Raw genomic sequence first — 19,096 nt, 5'->3', positions numbered from 1 at the left:
CTTATTCGGCCAGGGCGATGGGGCCGATTTCATCGAACACATCCCCCGGTCCCGGGTTCTCTGGGTGAGTGCTGCCACCGAAGTGGCTCATGATGCCCCAAACCGCGTTCAGTGAGGTCTGCACTGCGCCTTCGACCCAGGCAGGTGTCCAGGATACATCGTCGCCAGCGATGAAAATCCCGCGCTGCTCGGCCGGCATGTCCTTTTGCATGAAGTGCGCATACATCCGCTGGTTGTAGCGGTAGTGGCCCGGCAACGCGCCCTTGAATGCGCCGAGGAAATGCGGATCGGCCTCCCAGGAAACGGTGATCGGGTCGCCAATGATGCGCGCCTTGAGGTCGACTTTCGGGTAGATCTTTTTCAGCGCGTCGAGGGCCAGCTTCACTCGTTTATCGATGGGCTGCGGGAGCATTTTCAGCGCGTCGCTCATCCACGAATAGGACAGGCAAATGACCCCGGGCTTGTCGTCGCCGTTGTCGAACAGGTAGGTGCCGCGGGTCAGGCGGTCAGTGAGGGTCATGCTCATCAGGTCGCGGCCGGTTTGCGGGTCTTTGTCTTTCCAGAAAGGCCGGTCAACCATGACAAAGGTTTTCGACGACTGCATGTAGCGCGTACGGTCCAGGGCCATCCACATTTTTTGCGAGAACAGGCTCTCGTCGCATTCGATCTGGGTGGTCAGCAGCCAGCTCTGGCAGGTGGTCAACACGGCGGCGTATTCACGAGTGTCGCCATAGTTGTCGGTCACCGCGAAACGCCCGTCGGCCGCATGGGCAATGCGCTTGACCCCGGCCCGTGGCGCGCCATGGTGCAGGGAGCTGAGGCTGGTGCCTTGCGGCCAGTGTGCACAACGCTCAGGCACATGGCGCCAGATACCCATGGGCACTTGCGCCACGCCACCGACCACCAGGTGCTGGTGGTCGTCGCAGTTGGTCATCACCACGCGGAAGATTTCCAGCATCGAGTTGGGGAAGTCCGAATCCCAGCCACCCGTGCCGAAACCCACTTGGCCAAACACTTCGCGGTGATGGAACGACAGTTTGGCAAACGCCTTGGAGGTGGCGACGAAGTCATAGAAGGTGCGGTCGTCCCACAGCGGCACCAACTTGTTCCACAGCTCCTTGAGCCGTGGCACGTCACGGTCGCGAATCGCTTGTTGGATATCTCCGAACTGCGAGCCGGCCTCCAGGGCGTCGGCCCAGGCGTCAGCCACTTCCTGGAACAGCGCAGGAAGGTCGGAGATTTTCTGTGCGTAATGAGTCTGGCCTTCCAGGTCGATCACGGTGCTGCCGGAGGCCGGTGTCAACGGGTTGGGGAATGGCTTGGTTTCCAGGCCCAGCTTGTCCACATAGTGGTAGAACGCCGTCGACGACACCGGGAAGCGCATGCCACCCAGCTCCGCGATGATGCCTTCGGCCCCTTCAAACGCCTGGGAGCGCAAGCGCCCACCCATTTTCGAGGCTTCATACACCACTGGCTTGAGACCGAGCTTCATCAACTCGTAGGCGGCCACCAGCCCGGCGATACCTGCGCCGACAATCGCCACTTCGGCCCCGTGGTTGGCGGCGGGAATACTGCCCAGTCCAGCCGGGTGTTCAATCCAGTCATCGAAGGCGAACGGGAAATCCGGGCCAAAGATAGTGATGGGCTTTTTACCGTCTGCAGGGTGGCGATTGTTCTTGTGGGTGGCGTTCATGGCTGACCTTGCTGGCAACTCGACGGGGCACGACCCGTTGAGTATAGGAAAAGATGGCAGCCATTCTAGGGAGCGTAGCGCTCGTTAATAAGACGCAATGTGTCGTCGAATTGAATTGTTTTCAGTCGAAGTGACGATATTGGTGGTCAAACTGGTTGTCCGCGATCCAGTTTGTTACTGAGGATGATCGAAGTGGTGGTCTTTTCCACCCCATCGACACTGCCGATCTGGTCCAGCAACTGATCCAGCTGTTCCGGCGAGTCGGTGCGCAGCCAGGCCACATAATCAAACTCACCACTGACCGCACACAGCTGCTGGACCTGCGCCATGGCGCTGAGGCGACGCAGCACTTCCTTGCCGGAACGCGGTTGCACGGTAATCCCCACATACGCCTGCAACCCACCATCCACCACACGCTGACCAAGGCGCACGCCATAGCCGGTAATCACCTGGGTCTTTTCCAGGCGCGCCAGGCGCGAGGTCACAGTGGTGCGGGCAATCCCCAATTGCCGAGCGAGCATGGCCACGCTTTCACGGGCATTGATCTGCAAGGCGGCGATCAACTGGCGGTCGATTTCATCGAGGACGGGAGGGCGGGTGGCGGACAAGATGGGCTCCGGCGTGGGTGGCAATGAGGGAGCATGTTACAGGCTCGTGTTCGCGGGTGCTTAGGGCGACCGCCAGAAACGCAAAAGCCGCGCAGTGCGCGGCTTTTAAAGAGGGTGGGCCCAGTAGGACTCGAACCCGCTGGAGGCCCTGTAATACGTGGTGTTAAGCGTAATTTTGAGAAGGTTGTTCAAGCTGAGTACCAGAGACGGCACCGAGAAATCGTGCCAGGGCTTCAGTCCCCCTCCGTGAACCGCCGCCGCGTCAGGAAAAGCACTACGCCCAGCGGCACGGCCAGCAGTGCTAGCAGCTCCAGATCAAAGCCCAGCGCCTGCTGCTCACCCACCTTGAAGAGGCTGATCAAGCCCGTTGCCAGCAGCGCCAAACCCAGCCACTTGCGCAGCGGGTATGGTTTCAGAAACTGAACGAGGATCGCGCCCAGCACCAGAAGGACGACAGTTTGCATGATGTAGGGCATGTGCAGTTCCTCAGACCTTGATGACCAGCGTCACGACAGAGCGCTGTGGGCCAATCCCGCCATGGACCTCTCCCTCGATGCTGACCAGCACGTCACCTGCATGCAGGTTCGGCAGGGCCCCTTTGAGGTACCAGTTGACACCTGTCGTCACGACTGCACCTGAAGCCCAGCCAATGAGCGGCCCACCGAACGCACCTACCTTCCCGGCAACGCCACCTGAGGCCGCAGCAATTCCCTTGGCGGCGTTGCCGCGCATAGTGTTGATAGCATCGGCCTGCTGCCGGATGAGGGGATTGGAAATGCAGACTGTCAGCAGGCATGGCAGGTTTCGAGTCTGCATTCGGTCGTACATATCGACGACCATGCTGTTGACTTGGTAATGGGCGCGTTTCGCTTCGCCAAAGTGCAGCTCGCGCAGGCGACCTCGGTCGCTTTCCATGAGGGTGATTTGAGACAGATTGAAGACGATCCCTTCCTCGGACCTGTACTGCGTGGTCTTCTCGAACTTCATGCGCGTATCCATTCGTGCAAAAAGACGACGATTTTCTACAAGCGGTGACTAAGATGCAAACAGTCTTTGATGTGAGGCTCCGTGGAATTTGACGTCTGCATGGGGCTCATCGCCAGAAGCCAACTCCCCGCTAACAACTCATCGAGCGCGTCGGTTTTGGAGACGTTAGGCCGAGGGGATTCAGACTGTATCTGCGGTGGTCCATCCAGAAACACGAAAGCCGCGCAATGCGCGGCTTTGAGTATGGTGGGCCCAGTAGGACTCGAACCTACGACCAAGGGATTATGAGTCCCCTGCTCTAACCAACTGAGCTATAGGCCCTCAGTAGGTCGCGGATTATAACGATGGTTTCTCCACTGTGCTATCCGAAAAATCCGAATGGGTCATGTGAAGGAAGGTCGCGGCGAAGATGTCGGCGGGGAGGGGCAGGCTGACGATGTAGCCTTGCATTTGTTCGCAGCCTTCGGCGGTGAGGAAGGCTTGCTGGGCGGGGGTTTCCACGCCTTCGGCGATGATGGTGAATTGCATGCTGTGGCCCAGGGCGATGATGGCGCGCACGATGGCGGCGTCGTGGGGGTCGTCCGGCAGGCCGCGGACAAAGGATTGGTCGATTTTCAGGAAATCCAGGGGCAGGCGCTTGAGGTAGCTCAAGGATGAGTAGCCGGTGCCAAAGTCGTCGATGGCCAGTTGCACGCCCAGGCGCTTGAGTTGATGCAGCACTTCCAGGGCTTCTTCGGCCTGGCTCATGATGAAGTTTTCGGTGATTTCCAGTTGCAGGCAGCCCGGTTCCAGGCGGTTGTCCTGCAGCAGTTGCTCGATGCGCCCCAGCAGGTTGGGGTGGCGCAGTTGGGCGCCGGCGAGGTTGACGGAGAGCGGGCCAAAGTCGTCATAGGATTTGCGCCACAGGTGCAGTTGGCGGCAAGCCTGTTCCAGGACCCAGTCGCCGATTTGCAGGATCATGCCGTTCTCTTCGGCCAGGGCGATGAAGTGCTCGGGAGGCACATCGCCAAATGTCGGATGGCGCCAGCGGATCAGTGCTTCGGCGCCGATCAGTTGTTGGGTTTCCAGGCTCCATTTCGGCTGGTAATACAGAAACAGTTCTTCGCGCTCGATGGCCCGGCGCAGTTCGTGTTCGAGGGCGACGCGCTCGTTGGCCTGGGCGGTCAGGTCCTGGGTGTAGCGTTCGACCCGGTTGCGGCCCTTGGCTTTGGAGCGATACATGGCGGCATCGGCGTTTTTGACCAGGGTGGCGACGTCGATACCATCCTGCGGATAGAGGCTGGTACCGATACTGGCGCTGATAAAAAACTCGTGTTCGCCTGCCTGGAAGGGCAGGGTGAAGCAGGCCAGCAGTTTATTGGCCAGGTGTTGGGCGTCGCTGGCTTGTTGCAGGCCAGGCAGCAGGATGATGAATTCGTCACCGCCCAGGCGGGCCACGGTGTCGATATCGCGCAGTTGTTCCTTGAGGCGCACGGCGATGTCTTTGAGCAGCAGGTCGCCAATCGGGTGGCCGAGGCTGTCGTTGATGTGCTTGAAGCGGTCGAGGTCGAGAAACAGCACCGCACCCTGGCTGGCCGTTCCCGGTTGATTGTTGAGGGCGGTTTGCAGGCGGTTTTCAAACAGAGTGCGGTTGGGCAGGCCGGTGAGGGGGTCGTGATGTGCCTGGTAGTCGAGCCGCGCCTGGGCGTGCTTGAGGCTGGAGATGTCGGCAAACACCGCCACGAAGTGGGTGATTGACTGGTCGGGGTTGCGCACGGCGCTGATGGTCAGCCAACTGGGATACAGCTCGCCGTTCTTGCGCCGGTTGGAGATCTCGCCTTGCCAATGGCCGTTGGCCGTCAGTTGGTGCCACATGGCGGCGTAGAACGCGCTGTCGTGCAGCCCGGAGGCCAGCAGGCGCGGGGTGTGGCCGAGGGCTTCGGCTTCGCTGTAGCCGGTGATCTCGCTGAAGGCGCGGTTGACGGCGCTGATATTCTGCCGGGTATCGGTGATCAACACGCCTTCGGCGGTGCTTTCGAAAACCGTCGCAGCCTGTTGCAGTTTTTCCTGCATCAACTGGCGTTCGGTGATGTCCCGGGCGATGGTCAGCATGCAGTCTTCGTCGCCAATGGGCAGTGGGCGACTGGACACTTCGCACAGGCGAATTTGGCCGTCACTGCGCCGGATATGGCAGACGAAATCACGCACCAGGCCGTCGCGCTGCAGCAGGTCAAGCATGTGCTTGCGTTCGTTCAAGTCCACCCAGATGCCCAGGTCCAGGGTCGATTGGTCCAGGGACGTTGCACTGTTGAAACCAGTGATACGGCTAAAGCCTTCGTTGACTTCCAGCAGCAGGCCATCGCGCTGGCGACTCAGCAATAAGCCGTCGGGCGAGGCATGGAAGGCCTTGGCGAACTTCTCTTCGGAGGTTTGCAACAGTTGTTGGGTTTCTTTCAGTTGGGTGATGTCCCGCACCACGACCACCAACGCTTCGGTCGCATCGAGCTGGAAGGGTTCGGCAGAAATCAGCCCGGTAAACGCCTGGCCGTTACTGCGCAGGAACGGCATCTCCAGGTTGCGAATGCTGGTGGTCTGTACGCGCTTGAGCAGGTTGGGGCCCACGCCCTGGATGCCCCAGATATTCAGCTCGGTGGCGGTCTTGCCGATGACCTCGGCGGCGCTCAGGCCAATCTGGTCCTCGAAGGCCTTGTTGACCTCCAGCAAGCAGCCATCGGACAGGCGGGCGATCACCAATATGTCCGGGCATTGCTGGAACACCGAGGCGAACTTCTCCTGCGAAAGTTGTAGCGCTTCCTCCGTGCGCTTGGCCTCGCTGATGTCGATCATCAGCCCACGCATGACCGGCTCATGCCCATGCTTGATCAGGCTGACAATGTCCCTGACCCACAGGCAACGACCGTCGGCGGTGATCACTCGGTAGTCGATGCTGTGGTCGCGGTTGGCGCGGGTTTCACGCTGGCAGAAGGCTTCGGCGCGGGTCAGGTCGGCGGGGTGGATGATGTTGCGCCAGAAGCCCGGGATCAGCCAATGCGCCCGTGGATAGCCCAGCAGTTCCTCGGCATGGGGTGACACATAGCTGTAGGTGAAGTCAGCGATGTCCGCTTCCCAGGCGATGGCCGACAGGCTTTCCACCAGGCCACGGTAATGGTATTCGCTGCTGCGCAGCTCTTGCTCCAGGGCTACCCGGCGGGAAATTTCCGAGCTGAGTCGGCGGTTGATTCGGATCACGATGGCCAGCACGGTGCTCAACAGCAGCACGGCAGGCAGGCCGTAGAGCAGCAAGTCGGCCCAGAAGGCCCGATGATCGATGACATTGCCGACCCAGTGTTCCTGGATCTCGTTGATTTCGCTGGGGCTCAGGTCGGCGAGTACTTTATCCAGAATGCTTATCAGCATTTTGTTCTGGCGGGGCACGCCCATTGCCAGTTGGTAGCGATACGGTGTTTCGCCGCTGACGTATAAACCGTCGAGCTTGAGCTGGCGCAGGCTCCAGACACTGGAGGCCAGGTCTCCGACGACGGCGTCTACCTCATCAGTGGCCAGGGCCTGCAACGTCGAACTGACGTTGGGCATCGCTACCAGGTTCAGGTCGGGATGGTGGGTGCGCAGCAATTCGTGGGGGGCATAGTTCTCCACCACCGCGATCTTCAGCCCATACAGGTCCTTGAGGGAGCGGGGTTGGGCACCGCCTTCATGGGCAAGAATGACGATGGGGAAGTCGAGGTAAGGCCGGGAAAATGCCAGGAAACCCTGACGCTCCGGGGTGGACATAATCCCTGGCAACAGGTCGAGCTGGTTGTTCCGGGCCTGCTCCAGTAGCGCGCTCCAGTTGGCGGGCTCGATCAGTCTGATCTTGATGCCCAGGCGTTCCTGGATCAGCCGCACATAGTCGGCGGCCAGGCCCTGGTAGCGGCCGTCTTCATCGCGGTATTCAAACGGCGGCCACGAAGCATCAACGCCCAGGCGCAATTCTGGGTGGGCCGCCAACCAGCCATGCTCTTCATCGGTGAGAGTCAACGCGCCAGCCGTTGCGGTCCAGGTCAGCAGCGACAGCAGTAGCACGGCCGGCAGTCTGGGCATAACGGTCTCGTTATGGCACGGGGAATGTTTCGAGTGTAGACGGGCATTGCGAGGGGGGGTAAAGCGGGGGAGATTTAATCTGCACAAAGCAAAACCCCCAGGCCAGGGCCTGGGGGTTTTGTGATCACTCGTCGAGGAAGGAGCGCAAATGCTCGCTTCTCGTCGGGTGGCGCAACTTGCGCAGCGCCTTGGCTTCGATCTGACGGATCCGCTCGCGAGTCACGTCAAACTGCTTACCGACTTCCTCAAGGGTGTGGTCGGTATTCATGTCGATGCCGAAACGCATGCGCAGTACCTTGGCTTCACGGGCAGTGAGGCCGGACAGTACGTCGCGCGTCGCTTCTTTAAGGCTCTCAACGGTGGCGACATCGATTGGCGACTGCATGGTCGAGTCTTCGATGAAGTCACCCAGGTGGGAGTCTTCGTCATCACCGATCGGGGTTTCCATGGAGATCGGCTCTTTAGCGATCTTCAATACCTTGCGGATTTTATCCTCAGGCATTTCCATGCGTTCGCCCAGCTCTTCCGGGGTCGGTTCACGACCCATTTCCTGCAACATCTGCCGGGAAATACGGTTGAGCTTGTTGATGGTCTCGATCATGTGCACCGGAATACGGATGGTGCGGGCCTGATCGGCGATCGAGCGAGTGATCGCCTGACGGATCCACCAGGTGGCATAAGTCGAGAACTTGTAGCCACGACGGTATTCGAACTTGTCCACCGCTTTCATCAAGCCGATGTTGCCTTCCTGGATCAGGTCGAGGAATTGCAGGCCACGGTTGGTGTACTTCTTGGCGATGGAGATCACCAGACGCAAGTTCGCTTCAACCATCTCTTTCTTCGCGCGGCGGGCCTTGGCCTCGCCGATCGACATGCGACGGTTGATGTCCTTGATCTCGGCAATCGTCAGACCGGTTTCGGTCTGCAATGCAGTCAGCTTCTGCTGGCAACGAACGATGTCGGCCTGGAAGCGACCAATGGCTTCAGCGTATTTGCTTTTGCCCTTGGCCAGTGCGTCGGTCCAGCTTTCGTCAACTTCATTGCCCGGGAACTGGCGCAGGAAGTCGGCACGCGGCATGCGCGCATCACGGACACAGAGCTGCATGATCGCACGCTCTTGTGCACGCAGACGCTCAAGGGCGCTACGAACCCGCTCAACCAGGCCTTCGAATTGCTTGGGCACCAGCTTGATCGGCATGAACAGCTCAGCCAGGGCCAGCAGTTCGGCGGTTGCCTGCTTGCTGCCACGACCGTGCTTCTTCAGGGCCTTGCGCGCCAGTTCCATCTGATCGGAGACGGCGCCAAAGCGCTGGGCTGCGATGATCGGATCCGGGCCGCTTTCGACTTCTTCTTCGTCGTCGGTGCTGGCTTCAGCCTCGTCGTCGTCGGTCTCGTCGTCCGCTTTCGCGGCTTTGGGGTCGACAGGCGGCGGTATTTCGGCGGCAGGCGGCGCAATGCCGTCGTCCGGGTCGATGTAACCGCTCAGGACGTCGGACAGGCGGCCACCTTCGGTGGTAACGCGGGTGTACTCGGAGAGAATGTGGTCAACCGTGCCTGGGAAGTGCGCGATTGCGCCCATCACTTCACGGATGCCCTCTTCGATACGCTTGGCGATTTCGATTTCGCCTTCGCGTGTCAGCAGCTCGACGGTACCCATTTCACGCATATACATGCGCACAGGGTCGGTGGTACGACCGATATCGGTCTCCACAGCAGCCAGCGCGGCAGCAGCTTCTTCAGCGGCGGCCTCGTCGGTATCGGCGTCCGCCAGCATAAGAGAATCCTTATCTGGCGCAGCTTCGAATACGTTGATCCCCATGTCGTTAATCATGCGGATGATGTCTTCCACCTGTTCCGGATCTGAAATATCCTCCGGCAGGTGGTCGTTGACCTCCGCGTAAGTCAGGTAACCCTGCTCACGACCAAGGACGATCAACTCTTTGATACGAGACTGCTGTTGCGCTTTTCCGGACATAACACCCTATCCACTGAAGGTCTTGGCGGGCAAAAAACAAGCCGAGGATTATACCCGAGCTATGACCTCACGCGCCAGTTGAGGTCGGGTTTGATGCGCAAACATTCTGTTTTAAGAGGTCGCGCATCTGTTTTGCTATCTGAATTTGCTCTTCAGCCGACAATCCCGGCTGCCTTGCTTTCTTGATAAGTTCATCGAGGGTCTGCGTATGCTGGCCCGCGGATAACCTAGTAATGGTGTCTAAAAACTGTTGTTCAAGGTTATCGCCGTCAATTAGCCATTCCTTTTCGGCGAGGGCTTTCAATAATCGCCCTTGTTCTGTTCCGTGCCAGCGGGCCATCAACTGGATTGAGTTTAGCTTAGGATTTTTCTGCACGGCCTCGATCAGGGCGATTAGCACCTGAGCGTAGGTATTGCTCTCGTTGGCAAAATGCTCGGCACTTTCTACCTTGCCCGCCAGTTGCGGGTGGTGGATCAGGGTGCGCAGGGCAATCAGCGTCGGGGCTTCCACGGCCACCGGCGTGCGGGGGGCGTATGACTCGTCGCGATCACCACGCTTGCCGTTTTTACTCCAGGGTTTCTTGTCCCACTTTTTGCCGCCATCGCCGGGTTTCTTCGGCGTCCACTCCTGTTGAGGCGCAAAGGCTTCTTGGGGCTGGTGAAAGTCAGCGTAGTCCGGCATGGCGTCGTAGTCGAAGCCTGGATCGTAAGCCGGTGGCGCATCCTGTGGCGCGCTGTGCACCAGTTGGCTGACTGCCTCGCCGCTCAGGCCGGTGATTTCCAGCAGGCGCTGGCGCATCAAGGCCTTGAGGTTGGCGCCGGGTACCTTGTCGATCAGCGGTGCCGCGAGGGTGGCCATGTGAGCCTTGCCTTCGAGGGAGCGCGGATCAGCCTCTTCAGTCAATTGTTGGAAGAAATAATCGGCCAGCGGTTGTGCGTGCTGATGAATGCGCGCGCGGAACGCATCGGTGCCTTCGGAGCGCACCAGGGTGTCCGGGTCTTCGCCTTCGGGCAGGAACAGAAAGCGCGCGCGGCGCCCATCCTGCAGGCTCGACAGCGTGGCTTCGAGGGCGCGCCAGGCGGCATTGCGGCCGGCCTGGTCACCGTCGAAACAGAACAGCACGCTGGGCACCACGCGAAACAGGCGCTTCATGTGTTCTTCACTGGTGGCGGTGCCGAGGGTCGCCACGGCATTGCGCAGGCCTTGTTGGGCCAGTGCGATGACGTCCATATAGCCTTCGACCACGATGATTTCATCGAGGTTGCGATTGTTCTTGCGCGCTTCGAACAGGCCGTAGAGTTCCTGGCCCTTGTGAAATACCGGGGTTTCCGGGGAGTTCAGGTATTTGGGCTTGTCGTCGCCCAGCACCCGGCCACCAAAGGCAATGATGCGGCCACGGCTGTCGCGGATCGGGAACATCACCCGGTCGCGGAAGCGGTCATAACGCTTGCCGGTCTCGGCGTTTTCCACCAGCAGGCCGGCGTCGATCATGGCTTTTTGCTGCAGGGTGTCGCTGCTCAGGTGCTTGTACAGGTTGTCCCAGCCCGGCGGGGCGAAGCCCAGGCCGAAGTCGCGGGCGATTTCCCCGGTCAGGCCGCGGCCCTTGAGGTAGTTCACGGCGGCTTTGCGCTGGGGATGGCTTTTCAGTGCCTGGCGGTAGAACTCGGCGGCGGCGGTGAGCAGCGGGTACAGCGGCGAGTCGGTGGGCTGGCGCGGTTTGTGCGGCCGGCCACTTTCTTCGCGAGGGATTTCCATGCCAGCGGCTTTGGCCAGTTCCTCGACGGCCTGGGGGAAATCCAGGTTGTCGTGGTCCATGATAAAGCCGAGAGCGTTGCCGCCAGCGCCACAGCCGAAGCAGTAATAGAACTGCTTGTCGGGGCTGACGCTGAATGATGGGGTTTTTTCTTTGTGGAACGGGCAGCAGGCGGTGTAGTTCTTGCCAGCCTTTTTCATTTGCACGCGCGAGCTGACAACATCGACGATGTCGGTGCGGTTCAGAAGGTCGTCAATAAAGCTCTGGGGAATTAGCCCGGCCATGGCGTTCTCGTCATCACTGCGTGTAAATGAGGGCCCGCGACACACTCAAGGCGCACTTGGCGGCGTCTTGATCATCGATTGTCTGTTTGGGCTGTCAGGAAGTCTATCTGTCGAGCGTTCACTGACGTTAGTTCCAATCAGTCTTCGACGTGTTTGAAAGTGTTGCCCTGGAGTCCGGTCACGGCCAATGGCGGCCTCGGAGGCTCATCGTGGGGCACAGCCGATCTATTGATCGTCTGCCTGAAAAATAGGTGTGCTCGTCAGTAGCCTTGATAGGCTCGTCAGAAGAGACGTGCACCGCTGGCAAAAGAGCCAGTCCTGACGTGTGAAGCTTTGTCTCGGTCGCGTGTGCGGCGTCGACGGTGAAGCATCAAGCGATATCCGCAAATGCCAACAGCCCGGCTGAGGGCCGGGCTTGGCAGAAGCTTGCTACGAACGTCTGTGTATTAGTACAGACGAACGGCGCGGCGCTGTTCGCGCTGAACTTTCTTGGCGTGACGCTTAACAGCGGCTGCTGCTTTACGCTTACGCTCAGAAGTTGGCTTCTCATAAAATTCGCGGCTACGAACTTCAGCCAGAACACCGGCTTTTTCGCAGGAGCGCTTGAAACGACGCAGAGCTACGTCGAAGGGTTCGTTCTCTTTTACTTTGACGGCTGGCATCCAGAGCTACCTTCTTTCATTACCGGGAATCAACGTTCTCGTCGCAAAAAATTCGCGGCTGAGGTCGTCGGTTTTTAAGGGTTGCGGATGTTAACCCCTCATTGACCGGAATGCAAAGCCTCTGATCGAAAACCGCTGGTCGGGGCCGGAAGTGGCGACTATTATGCGCGCCTTCGAATTCAGCCTCTACAAGGCGCAAACCCATGTTAGTACTGGGCTTAGAAACCTCCTGCGACGAGACCGGCGTCGCGCTTTACGACAGTGAACGCGGGCTTTTGGCCGATGCACTGTTCAGTCAGATCGACTTGCACCGGGCCTATGGCGGCGTGGTGCCGGAGCTGGCCAGCCGTGATCACGTCAAACGCATGCTGCCATTGATCCGTCAGGTGTTGGACGAGGCCGATTGTGTCGCGACCGAGATTGATGCCATTGCCTACACCGCCGGCCCTGGATTGGTCGGGGCCCTGCTGGTTGGGGCTTCCTGCGCCCAGGCGCTGGCATTTGCCTGGGGTATTCCAGCCCTTGGCGTGCACCATATGGAAGGCCATTTATTGGCACCCATGCTGGAAGAAAACCCACCCGGGTTCCCGTTCGTCGCTTTGTTGGTTTCGGGCGGCCATACGCAGTTGGTTCAGGTCGATGCAATCGGTCAGTACACGCTTCTGGGGGAAACCCTGGACGATGCCGCCGGTGAAGCTTTCGACAAGACTGCCAAGATGATGGGCCTCAATTATCCCGGTGGGCCGGAAATCGCGCGCCTGGCGCAAAAAGGTGTGGCAGGGCGCTATACCTTCCCGCGTCCCATGTGTGACCGCCCTGGCCTGATGTTCAGCTTCAGTGGCTTGAAAACCTCGGCCTTGAACACCTGGCAGCAAAGCGTCAGCGCCGGGGACGACAGTGAGCAAGTCCGTTGCGACATCTCTCTGGCGTTCCAGCAGGCGGTGGTGGAGACTTTGACCATCAAGTGCAAGCGCGCCTTGAAGCAGGCGGGCATGAAGCGCCTGGTGATTGCTGGCGGTGTCAGCGCCAACCAGGCGTTGCGTCTGTCGCTGGAGAAAATGCTCGGCGACCTCAAGGGCGATGTGTTTTACGCGCGCCCCGAGTTTTGCACCGATAACGGCGCGATGATCGCTTTTGCCGGTTGCCAGCGCTTGCAGGCAGGTCAGCACGAGAGCCTGGCTATCAGTGTGCAGGCGCGCTGGCCGATGGAGCAGTTGCCGCCGTTGTGATCGACGAACATGAGCCGGGTTCACCGGGCGTATTTAAAAATGCCGTTCGCGCCCGGCAAACAGGTCGCGTAAATTGCCGCGATGGCGCCAGACGATCAGCAGGGTGAGCACGCTCATCGGTAGCAGTGCTGCCGGCTCCTGCCAGGCCAGCAGCGGCAGGGTCAGGGGGGTGGCGATCAACGCTGCGAGGGAGCTGGTGCGGGTCAGGTAGAACGTCAGCAGCCAGGCGGCAATGGCCAGTAGCGCCGCTGGCGGGTAGATCCCCAGCAGCATGCCGGCTGCCGTCGCGACGCCCTTGCCGCCGCGAAAGCGAAAGTACAGTGGGAACAGATGGCCGAGCACGGCGCATACGCCAATCCAGGCTTGTTGTTGCAGGGAGAGGCCAGCGAGATCGGCGATCAGTACCGGCAACAGGCCTTTGCAGACGTCGCCGAACAACGTCAGTACGGCGAGTTTTTTACCGGCCAGGCGCAACATATTGGTGGCGCCGGCATTGCCTGAGCCACTCATTCGCGGGTCGGGATTTCCCGTCAGGCGGCTGAGCAAGATGGCAAAGGACAGCGAGCCGAGCAGGTAGGCGAGGGTCGCCAGTAACCAAGACATGCTAACTATTCCGGGCGAGGACGCCTTGATTCTAACGGGGCATTGCGCCCTTGTCGTGCTGTGGAGAAGAGTGCTTGGACAGAGTGTTTATCGAAGGCCTGGAAGTCGACACCGTGATCGGGGCCTACGACTGGGAGCGAGGTATCCGTCAGTGCCTGCGCCTGGACCTGAGTTTCGCCTGGGACAATCGCCCGGCCGCGGCCGGTGATGACCTGACCCTGGCGCTCGACTACGCCAGTGTTTCCTCACGTATCCAGGCCTTTGCCGCGCAGGCGCAATTCCAGCTGGTGGAAACGTTTGCCGAGCGCCTGGCGCAAGTTTTGATGGAAGAGTTCCAGATTCCCTGGCTGCACCTCAAGTTGACCAAGCCCGGTGCCGTCCCGGCTGCCAAGGGCGTGGGCGTGGAGATCGAGCGCGGATGTCGCTAACTCAGGTTTACCTTGGTCTTGGCAGCAATATCGAGCGCGAGTCTCATTTGCATGCGGGCCTTGACGCGCTCTCAGGCTTTTTGACGGATTTGCGCTGCTCCGCCGTGTTCGAAAGCCAGCCGGTGGGAATCAAGAGTGGACCGTTCTTCAATTTGGTGGTGTCGGCGTATACCGATTTATCGTTGGCGGAACTGGATCGGCGGTTGAAGTCGATCGAGGCTGATAATGGCCGCTATGCCCCGGATCGCAAGGGGCTGCCACTGGATATTGATGTGCTGTTGTATGGCGACCTGACCGGTGATTTCGATGGTCTGGTGTTGCCGCGGGCGGAAATCCTGAAGAACGCCTTTGTGTTGTGGCCGCTGTCGTTGATGGCGCCGGAACGTGTGCATCCTGTAGTGGGCAAAACGTTTGCCGCGTTGTGGGGCGATGCACAGATCGATCAGGTGCTGGCTCCTGTTGTCTTCAAATGGCGCGACCTGCAACTGACCCCGGACGTTCTTCTGTAGGAGCGAGCTTGCTCGCGAAAAACGTCAACGATAACGCGGGCATTCAGGTTTACTGTGTCGTTCTGGCGTTTTTCGCGGGCAAGCCCGCTCCTACAGTGAATGTTGTTCTTTGTAGGTTTTCAGGGCCTTGAGCCGTTCGCGATTGAGGGCTTCGCCCAGTTCCGGGCCCTTGAAGCCTTTCTCCAGCAGCGGCGCCACTGCAACACCTCGCGCCACCTGCGCGGCGGCCCGTAAATAATCCGCCTGTGGATAACTTCTCTGCTCAAAACCCTTGCGGCCCCGCGCGTCCATTTCGCAAGCGACGATAAACTCTTCAAAGCGCTGTGGCCGGCGGAACACGTCAAAATTCTGCAATAACTCCAGCAGCGTCGAGGCCTTGAGCTCCAGCGCCCGGTGACCGTGGGTGTGGTATTCACCTACCAGCAGCGCCAGTTCCTGGCAGTCTTTCGGTGCTTTGAAGCGCTCATTGACCGCCTTGATCAGCTTCAGGCCCCTCTGTTCGTGGGCGATGTGTCGGGGCAACTTATCCACAGGCGTCAGGCCCTTGCCCAGATCATGCAGCAGGCAAGCCCAGCGCACGGTCAAGGGTTGGTCGTGCAGGGCGGCCTGCTCCAGCACGCTCAAGGTGTGAATGCCGGTATCAATTTCTGGATGGTGCGCTTCGGGTTGTGGAACGCCGAACAGCGCATCCACTTCCGGCAGCAAGGTTTTCAGGGCGTGACAGTCGCGTAGCACTTGGATAAACACCTGGGGCTGATCTTCCATCAGTGCCCGGGAAATTTCCTTCCAGCACCGCTCGGGTGTCAAGGCTTCCAGTTCGCCGGAGTCACTGAGCTGGCGCATGAGTTCGAGGGTTTCGGGGGCGACGGTAAAACCAAGTCCGGCATAACGTGCGGCAAACCGTGCGACCCGCAGGACTCGCAAGGGATCTTCGGCGAATGCCGGGGAAACGTGACGTAAAACGCGGGCTTTAAGGTCGCGTTGGCCGTGGTACGGATCGGTCAGGTTGCCGTCGTCGTCTTCGGCCATGGCGTTGATGGTCAGGTCGCGGCGGATCAGGTCTTCTTCCAGGCTGACATCGGGGCTGGCGTGAAACACAAAGCCGCCATAACCCCGGCCACTCTTGCGCTCGGTGCGGGCGAGGGCATATTCGTCGCCATTGCTCTGGTCAAGGAACACGGGGAAGTCAGAGCCCACAGGCTTGTAGCCCCTGGCGAGCATTTCTTCGGTGGTGGCACCTACGACGACGCGGTCGATATCGGTAACCGGGATGCCCAGCAGGCGATCACGTACCGCACCGCCGACTTTGTAAATTCGCATGAAAAAGCCTCCATTAGCCCTACAGGATAACGCCTGTGCCTGGCCAATGGAGGCAATGCTGCGTCAAAGGTGAATGACGGCCAGGTCCAGGCGGCCGTAATCGTTGTCGTTGTGTTCGTTGCGCGGTGGCACGTGGTGAGTCTTCATGACCTGATCGCCTTGCAGCGTTTCCAGATGAATATCGAACCCCCATAGCCGGTGCAAGTGCTTGAGTACCTCGTCCGTGGACTCTCCCAGGGGTTTGCGGTCATGTTGCTGGTGGCGCAGGGTCAGGGAGCGATCACCGCGCATATCGATACTGTAGATCTGCACGTTGGGCTCGCGGTTGCCCAGGTTGTACTGGGCCGCCAGGGTCTCGCGGATGGTGCGGTAACCGGCTTCGTCATGGATCGCGGGTACCAGCAGGTCGTCCTTGAGGTCGTCATCCATGATGCTGAACAGTTTGAGGTCGCGGATGACCTGGGGTGACAGGTACTGCAGGATAAAACTCTCATCCTTGAAGCTGCTCATGGCGAACTTGATGGTCGATAGCCAGTCGCTGCCGGCGATCTCCGGGAACCAGCGGCGATCCTCTTCGGTTGGGTGTTCGCACATACGCCGGATATCCCGATACATGGCAAAGCCCAGTGCATAGGGGTTGATGCCGCTGTAGTAGGGGCTGTCGAAGCCCGGCTGGAAGACCACGCTGGTATGGGAGGTGAGGAACTCCATCATGAAGCCATCAGTCACGAGCCCTTCGTCATAGAGGTCGTTCATCAGGGTGTAATGCCAGAACGTGGCCCAACCCTCGTTCATCACCTGGGTCTGGCGCTGTGGATAGAAATACTGGGCGATCTTGCGCACGATCCGCACGATTTCCCGTTGCCACGGCTCCAGCAGCGGGGCGTGTTTTTCCAGGAAGTAGAGGATGTTTTCCTGGGGTTCGACGGGGAAGCGTGCATTGTCCTTGTCGCTGTTTTTGTCGGCCCGTTTGGGAATGGTGCGCCACAGGTCGTTGATCTGTTTTTGCAGATGCTCTTCTCGATCCTTCTGCCGCAGCCGTTCTTCCTCGGCGGAAATGGGGTAGGGGCGCTTGTAGCGGTCCACCCCGTAGTTCATCAGGGCATGGCAGGAGTCGAGCAGGTCTTCCACCGCGTCGATCCCGTGGCGCTCCTCGCATTGCATGATGTACTGCTTGGCGAACACCAGGTAATCGATGATCGAGCTGGCGTCGGTCCAGGTGCGGAACAGATAGTTGCCCTTGAAAAAACTGTTGTGGCCATAGCACGCATGAGCCACCACCAGCGCCTGCATGCAGATGGTGTTTTCTTCCATCAGGTAGGCAATGCACGGGTCGGAGTTGATCACGATCTCGTAGGCCAGGCCCATCTGGCCACGTGTGTAGGACTTCTCGGTACTGAGGAAGTGTTTGCCGTAGGACCAATGGTGATAGCCCAGGGGCATGCCCACCGAGGCATACGCGTCCATCATCTGCTCGGCGGTGATCACTTCGATCTGGTTGGGATAGGTATCCAGAGCATAGCCGGCCGCAATGCGGCTGATTTCCCGGTCATAGGCCTGGATCAGTTCGAAGGTCCATTCGGACCCCGTGGAAATGGGTTGGCGCTTATGCTCTTTGGCGGTCATGTCACTAACCTGCGCTGGAAGAGTTCACGGAAGACCGGATAGATATCGCCGGCCGAGACCAGTTGTTGCTGGGCGAAAGTATCGGCGAAAGCTTCACCGATGCGCTCGTATTCGAACCACAGGGCCTGGTGCTCGCGGGGGGTAATCTCCACATAAGTGTAGTACTGCACGAACGGCATGATCTGGTTGATCAGGATGTCGCGGCAGATGGGCGAGTCGTCGTTCCAGTTGTCGCCATCGGAAGCCTGGGCGGCGTAGATGTTCCATTCGTTGGCGGGATAGCGCTCAGCCATGATTTCCTGCATCAGTTTCAGCGCGCTGGAGACGATGGTGCCGCCGGTCTCCCGGGAATAGAAGAACTCTTCTTCGTCGACCTCGCGGGCACTGGTGTGATGGCGAATGAAGACGACGTCGATCTTGTCGTAGTTCCGCTTGAGAAACAGGTACAGCAGGATAAAGAAGCGCTTGGCGATGTCCTTGGTCGCCTGGGTCATCGAGCCGGAAACGTCCATCAGGCAGAACATCACCGCCTTGGAGCTGGGGTTGGGTTGCTTGACCAGCAAGTTGTATTTCAAGTCGAAGGTGTCAAGGAATGGCACGCGGTGAATACGCGCGCTGAGTTTCTCGATTTCTGCCTCGATTTCCTGGATATCGCCGAAGTTGTCCGGTTCTTCGCGCTTCAAGCGCGCCAACTCTTCCTTGGCCTCCTTGAGTTTGGCGCGACTGCTGCCCGACAGGGCGATACGCCTCGCATGGGCCGAGCGCAGGGTGCGGATGATATTGATCCGCGAGGGGTTGCCCTCGTTGCTGATGCCGGCGCGTACGGTCTTGAAGGTATCGGTGCCGGTCAGGTTGCGCTTGACCAGGTTGGGCAGTTCCAGGTCCTCGAACATGAATTCGAGAAATTCCTCCTGGGTAATCTGGAATACGAACTCGTCCATGCCTTCGCCGGAGTTGCCGGCCTTGCCTGGGCCTTTACCGCCCCCGCCGCCTTGAGGACGCTGGATATGCTCGCCGGTGGTGAATTCCTTGTTTCCCGGATGAACCACAGTCTGCTTGCCGCCGCGGCCGTGATGCAGCACCGGTTCGTCGATATCACGACCGGGAATGCTGATCTGCTCGCCATGCTCCATATCGGTAATGGAACGGCGACTCACCGCCTCTTCGACGGCTTTTTTGATGTGGTCACGGTAGCGCCGCAGGAAACGCTGGCGGTTTACCGTGCTCTTGTTCTTGCCATTGAGGCGTCGGTCGATCACATAGCTCATGGTGGAGCCCTCCGGGCAGCTTCAAGTTACAAGCTTCAAGCGCCAAGCTGGAAGCTTAAAGACAAGCGGT

15 protein-coding genes and 1 tRNA gene are annotated in these 19,096 nt (G+C 59.5%); 3 read left to right on the top strand and 13 right to left on the bottom strand.

Going from position 1 to position 19,096, the window contains the following annotated elements; genetic code table 11:
- Position 1: 1 nt before the first annotated feature.
- From H097_RS07210 to rpsU, 9 genes are all read right to left on the bottom strand, one after another.
- Entirely contained in the window at positions 2–1,693 is a 1,692-nt protein-coding gene (locus tag H097_RS07210) for an NAD(P)/FAD-dependent oxidoreductase (protein ID WP_032858563.1), read from the bottom strand.
- A 146-nt stretch (positions 1,694–1,839) separates the two neighbouring features.
- Complete coding sequence (locus H097_RS07205; protein WP_032858561.1) at positions 1,840–2,301, bottom strand: Lrp/AsnC family transcriptional regulator; 462 nt, start codon at positions 2,299–2,301, stop codon at positions 1,840–1,842.
- A gap of 233 nt (positions 2,302–2,534) precedes the next feature.
- Positions 2,535–2,777: a hypothetical protein gene (locus H097_RS07200; protein ID WP_032858560.1), complete on the bottom strand. Its 243-nt coding sequence runs from the start codon at positions 2,775–2,777 to the stop codon at positions 2,535–2,537.
- A 10-nt stretch (positions 2,778–2,787) separates the two neighbouring features.
- On the bottom strand, positions 2,788–3,288 hold the full coding sequence (locus tag H097_RS07195; RefSeq protein ID WP_032858559.1) for a hypothetical protein: 501 nt from the start codon (positions 3,286–3,288) through the stop codon (positions 2,788–2,790).
- 244 nt (positions 3,289–3,532) lie between these two features.
- Positions 3,533–3,609: transfer RNA gene (locus tag H097_RS07190), tRNA-Ile, on the bottom strand.
- A 15-nt stretch (positions 3,610–3,624) separates the two neighbouring features.
- The gene (locus H097_RS07185) at positions 3,625–7,368 is read right to left on the bottom strand and encodes an EAL domain-containing protein (RefSeq protein WP_032858558.1); all 3,744 of its coding nucleotides are present in this window, start codon (positions 7,366–7,368) and stop codon (positions 3,625–3,627) included.
- A 124-nt stretch (positions 7,369–7,492) separates the two neighbouring features.
- Complete coding sequence (rpoD, locus tag H097_RS07180; RefSeq protein ID WP_032858556.1) at positions 7,493–9,343, bottom strand: RNA polymerase sigma factor RpoD; 1,851 nt, start codon at positions 9,341–9,343, stop codon at positions 7,493–7,495.
- A 67-nt stretch (positions 9,344–9,410) separates the two neighbouring features.
- Positions 9,411–11,381 (bottom strand): DNA primase, encoded by a 1,971-nt coding sequence (dnaG, locus tag H097_RS07175; RefSeq protein ID WP_032858554.1) that lies wholly within the window; start codon positions 11,379–11,381, stop codon positions 9,411–9,413.
- A 446-nt stretch (positions 11,382–11,827) separates the two neighbouring features.
- Positions 11,828–12,043, bottom strand: a complete 216-nt coding sequence (rpsU, locus tag H097_RS27585) for a 30S ribosomal protein S21 (RefSeq protein WP_002551877.1) — start codon at positions 12,041–12,043, stop codon at positions 11,828–11,830.
- A gap of 203 nt (positions 12,044–12,246) precedes the next feature.
- On the opposite strand from rpsU, the gene tsaD reads away from it, so the two are divergent.
- A complete protein-coding gene (gene tsaD / locus H097_RS07165) occupies positions 12,247–13,272 on the top strand; it encodes a tRNA (adenosine(37)-N6)-threonylcarbamoyltransferase complex transferase subunit TsaD (RefSeq protein WP_032858553.1) in 1,026 nt (341 codons plus the stop codon).
- Positions 13,273–13,305: 33 nt separating this feature from the next.
- On the opposite strand, the gene plsY is transcribed toward tsaD, so the two are convergent.
- Positions 13,306–13,875 (bottom strand): glycerol-3-phosphate 1-O-acyltransferase PlsY, encoded by a 570-nt coding sequence (gene plsY, locus H097_RS07160; RefSeq protein ID WP_029296831.1) that lies wholly within the window; start codon positions 13,873–13,875, stop codon positions 13,306–13,308.
- 74 nt (positions 13,876–13,949) lie between these two features.
- On the opposite strand from plsY, the gene folB reads away from it, so the two are divergent.
- Both folB and folK read left to right on the top strand, forming a co-directional pair.
- On the top strand, positions 13,950–14,303 hold the full coding sequence (gene folB / locus H097_RS07155; protein ID WP_032858551.1) for a dihydroneopterin aldolase: 354 nt from the start codon (positions 13,950–13,952) through the stop codon (positions 14,301–14,303).
- The gene (gene folK / locus H097_RS07150) at positions 14,294–14,812 is read left to right on the top strand and encodes a 2-amino-4-hydroxy-6-hydroxymethyldihydropteridine diphosphokinase (protein ID WP_032858550.1); all 519 of its coding nucleotides are present in this window, start codon (positions 14,294–14,296) and stop codon (positions 14,810–14,812) included. Before folB ends, folK begins: the two co-directional genes overlap by 10 nt.
- Positions 14,813–14,902: 90 nt before the next feature.
- Here folK and H097_RS07145 read toward each other — a convergent pair whose 3' ends face one another.
- The 3 genes from H097_RS07145 to H097_RS07135 form a co-directional block, all read right to left on the bottom strand.
- Positions 14,903–16,132, bottom strand: coding sequence for a multifunctional CCA addition/repair protein (locus H097_RS07145; RefSeq protein WP_032858549.1), 1,230 nt, complete (start codon positions 16,130–16,132; stop codon positions 14,903–14,905).
- 63 nt (positions 16,133–16,195) lie between these two features.
- Entirely contained in the window at positions 16,196–17,758 is a 1,563-nt protein-coding gene (locus H097_RS07140; RefSeq protein ID WP_032858548.1) for a SpoVR family protein, read from the bottom strand.
- The gene (locus H097_RS07135; protein ID WP_016977872.1) at positions 17,755–19,026 is read right to left on the bottom strand and encodes a YeaH/YhbH family protein; all 1,272 of its coding nucleotides are present in this window, start codon (positions 19,024–19,026) and stop codon (positions 17,755–17,757) included. The genes H097_RS07140 and H097_RS07135 overlap by 4 nt, the downstream gene beginning before the upstream one ends.
- Positions 19,027–19,096 lie beyond the last annotated feature (70 nt).

The sequence above is a fragment of the Pseudomonas sp. FH4 genome, from assembly GCF_000510915.2.
In the GTDB taxonomy this organism is placed as follows: Bacteria; Pseudomonadota; Gammaproteobacteria; order Pseudomonadales; family Pseudomonadaceae; genus Aquipseudomonas; species Aquipseudomonas brenneri.
The sequence above is the reverse complement of the archived record's forward strand: the minus strand, read 5'-3'. Positions and strand labels throughout refer to the sequence as shown.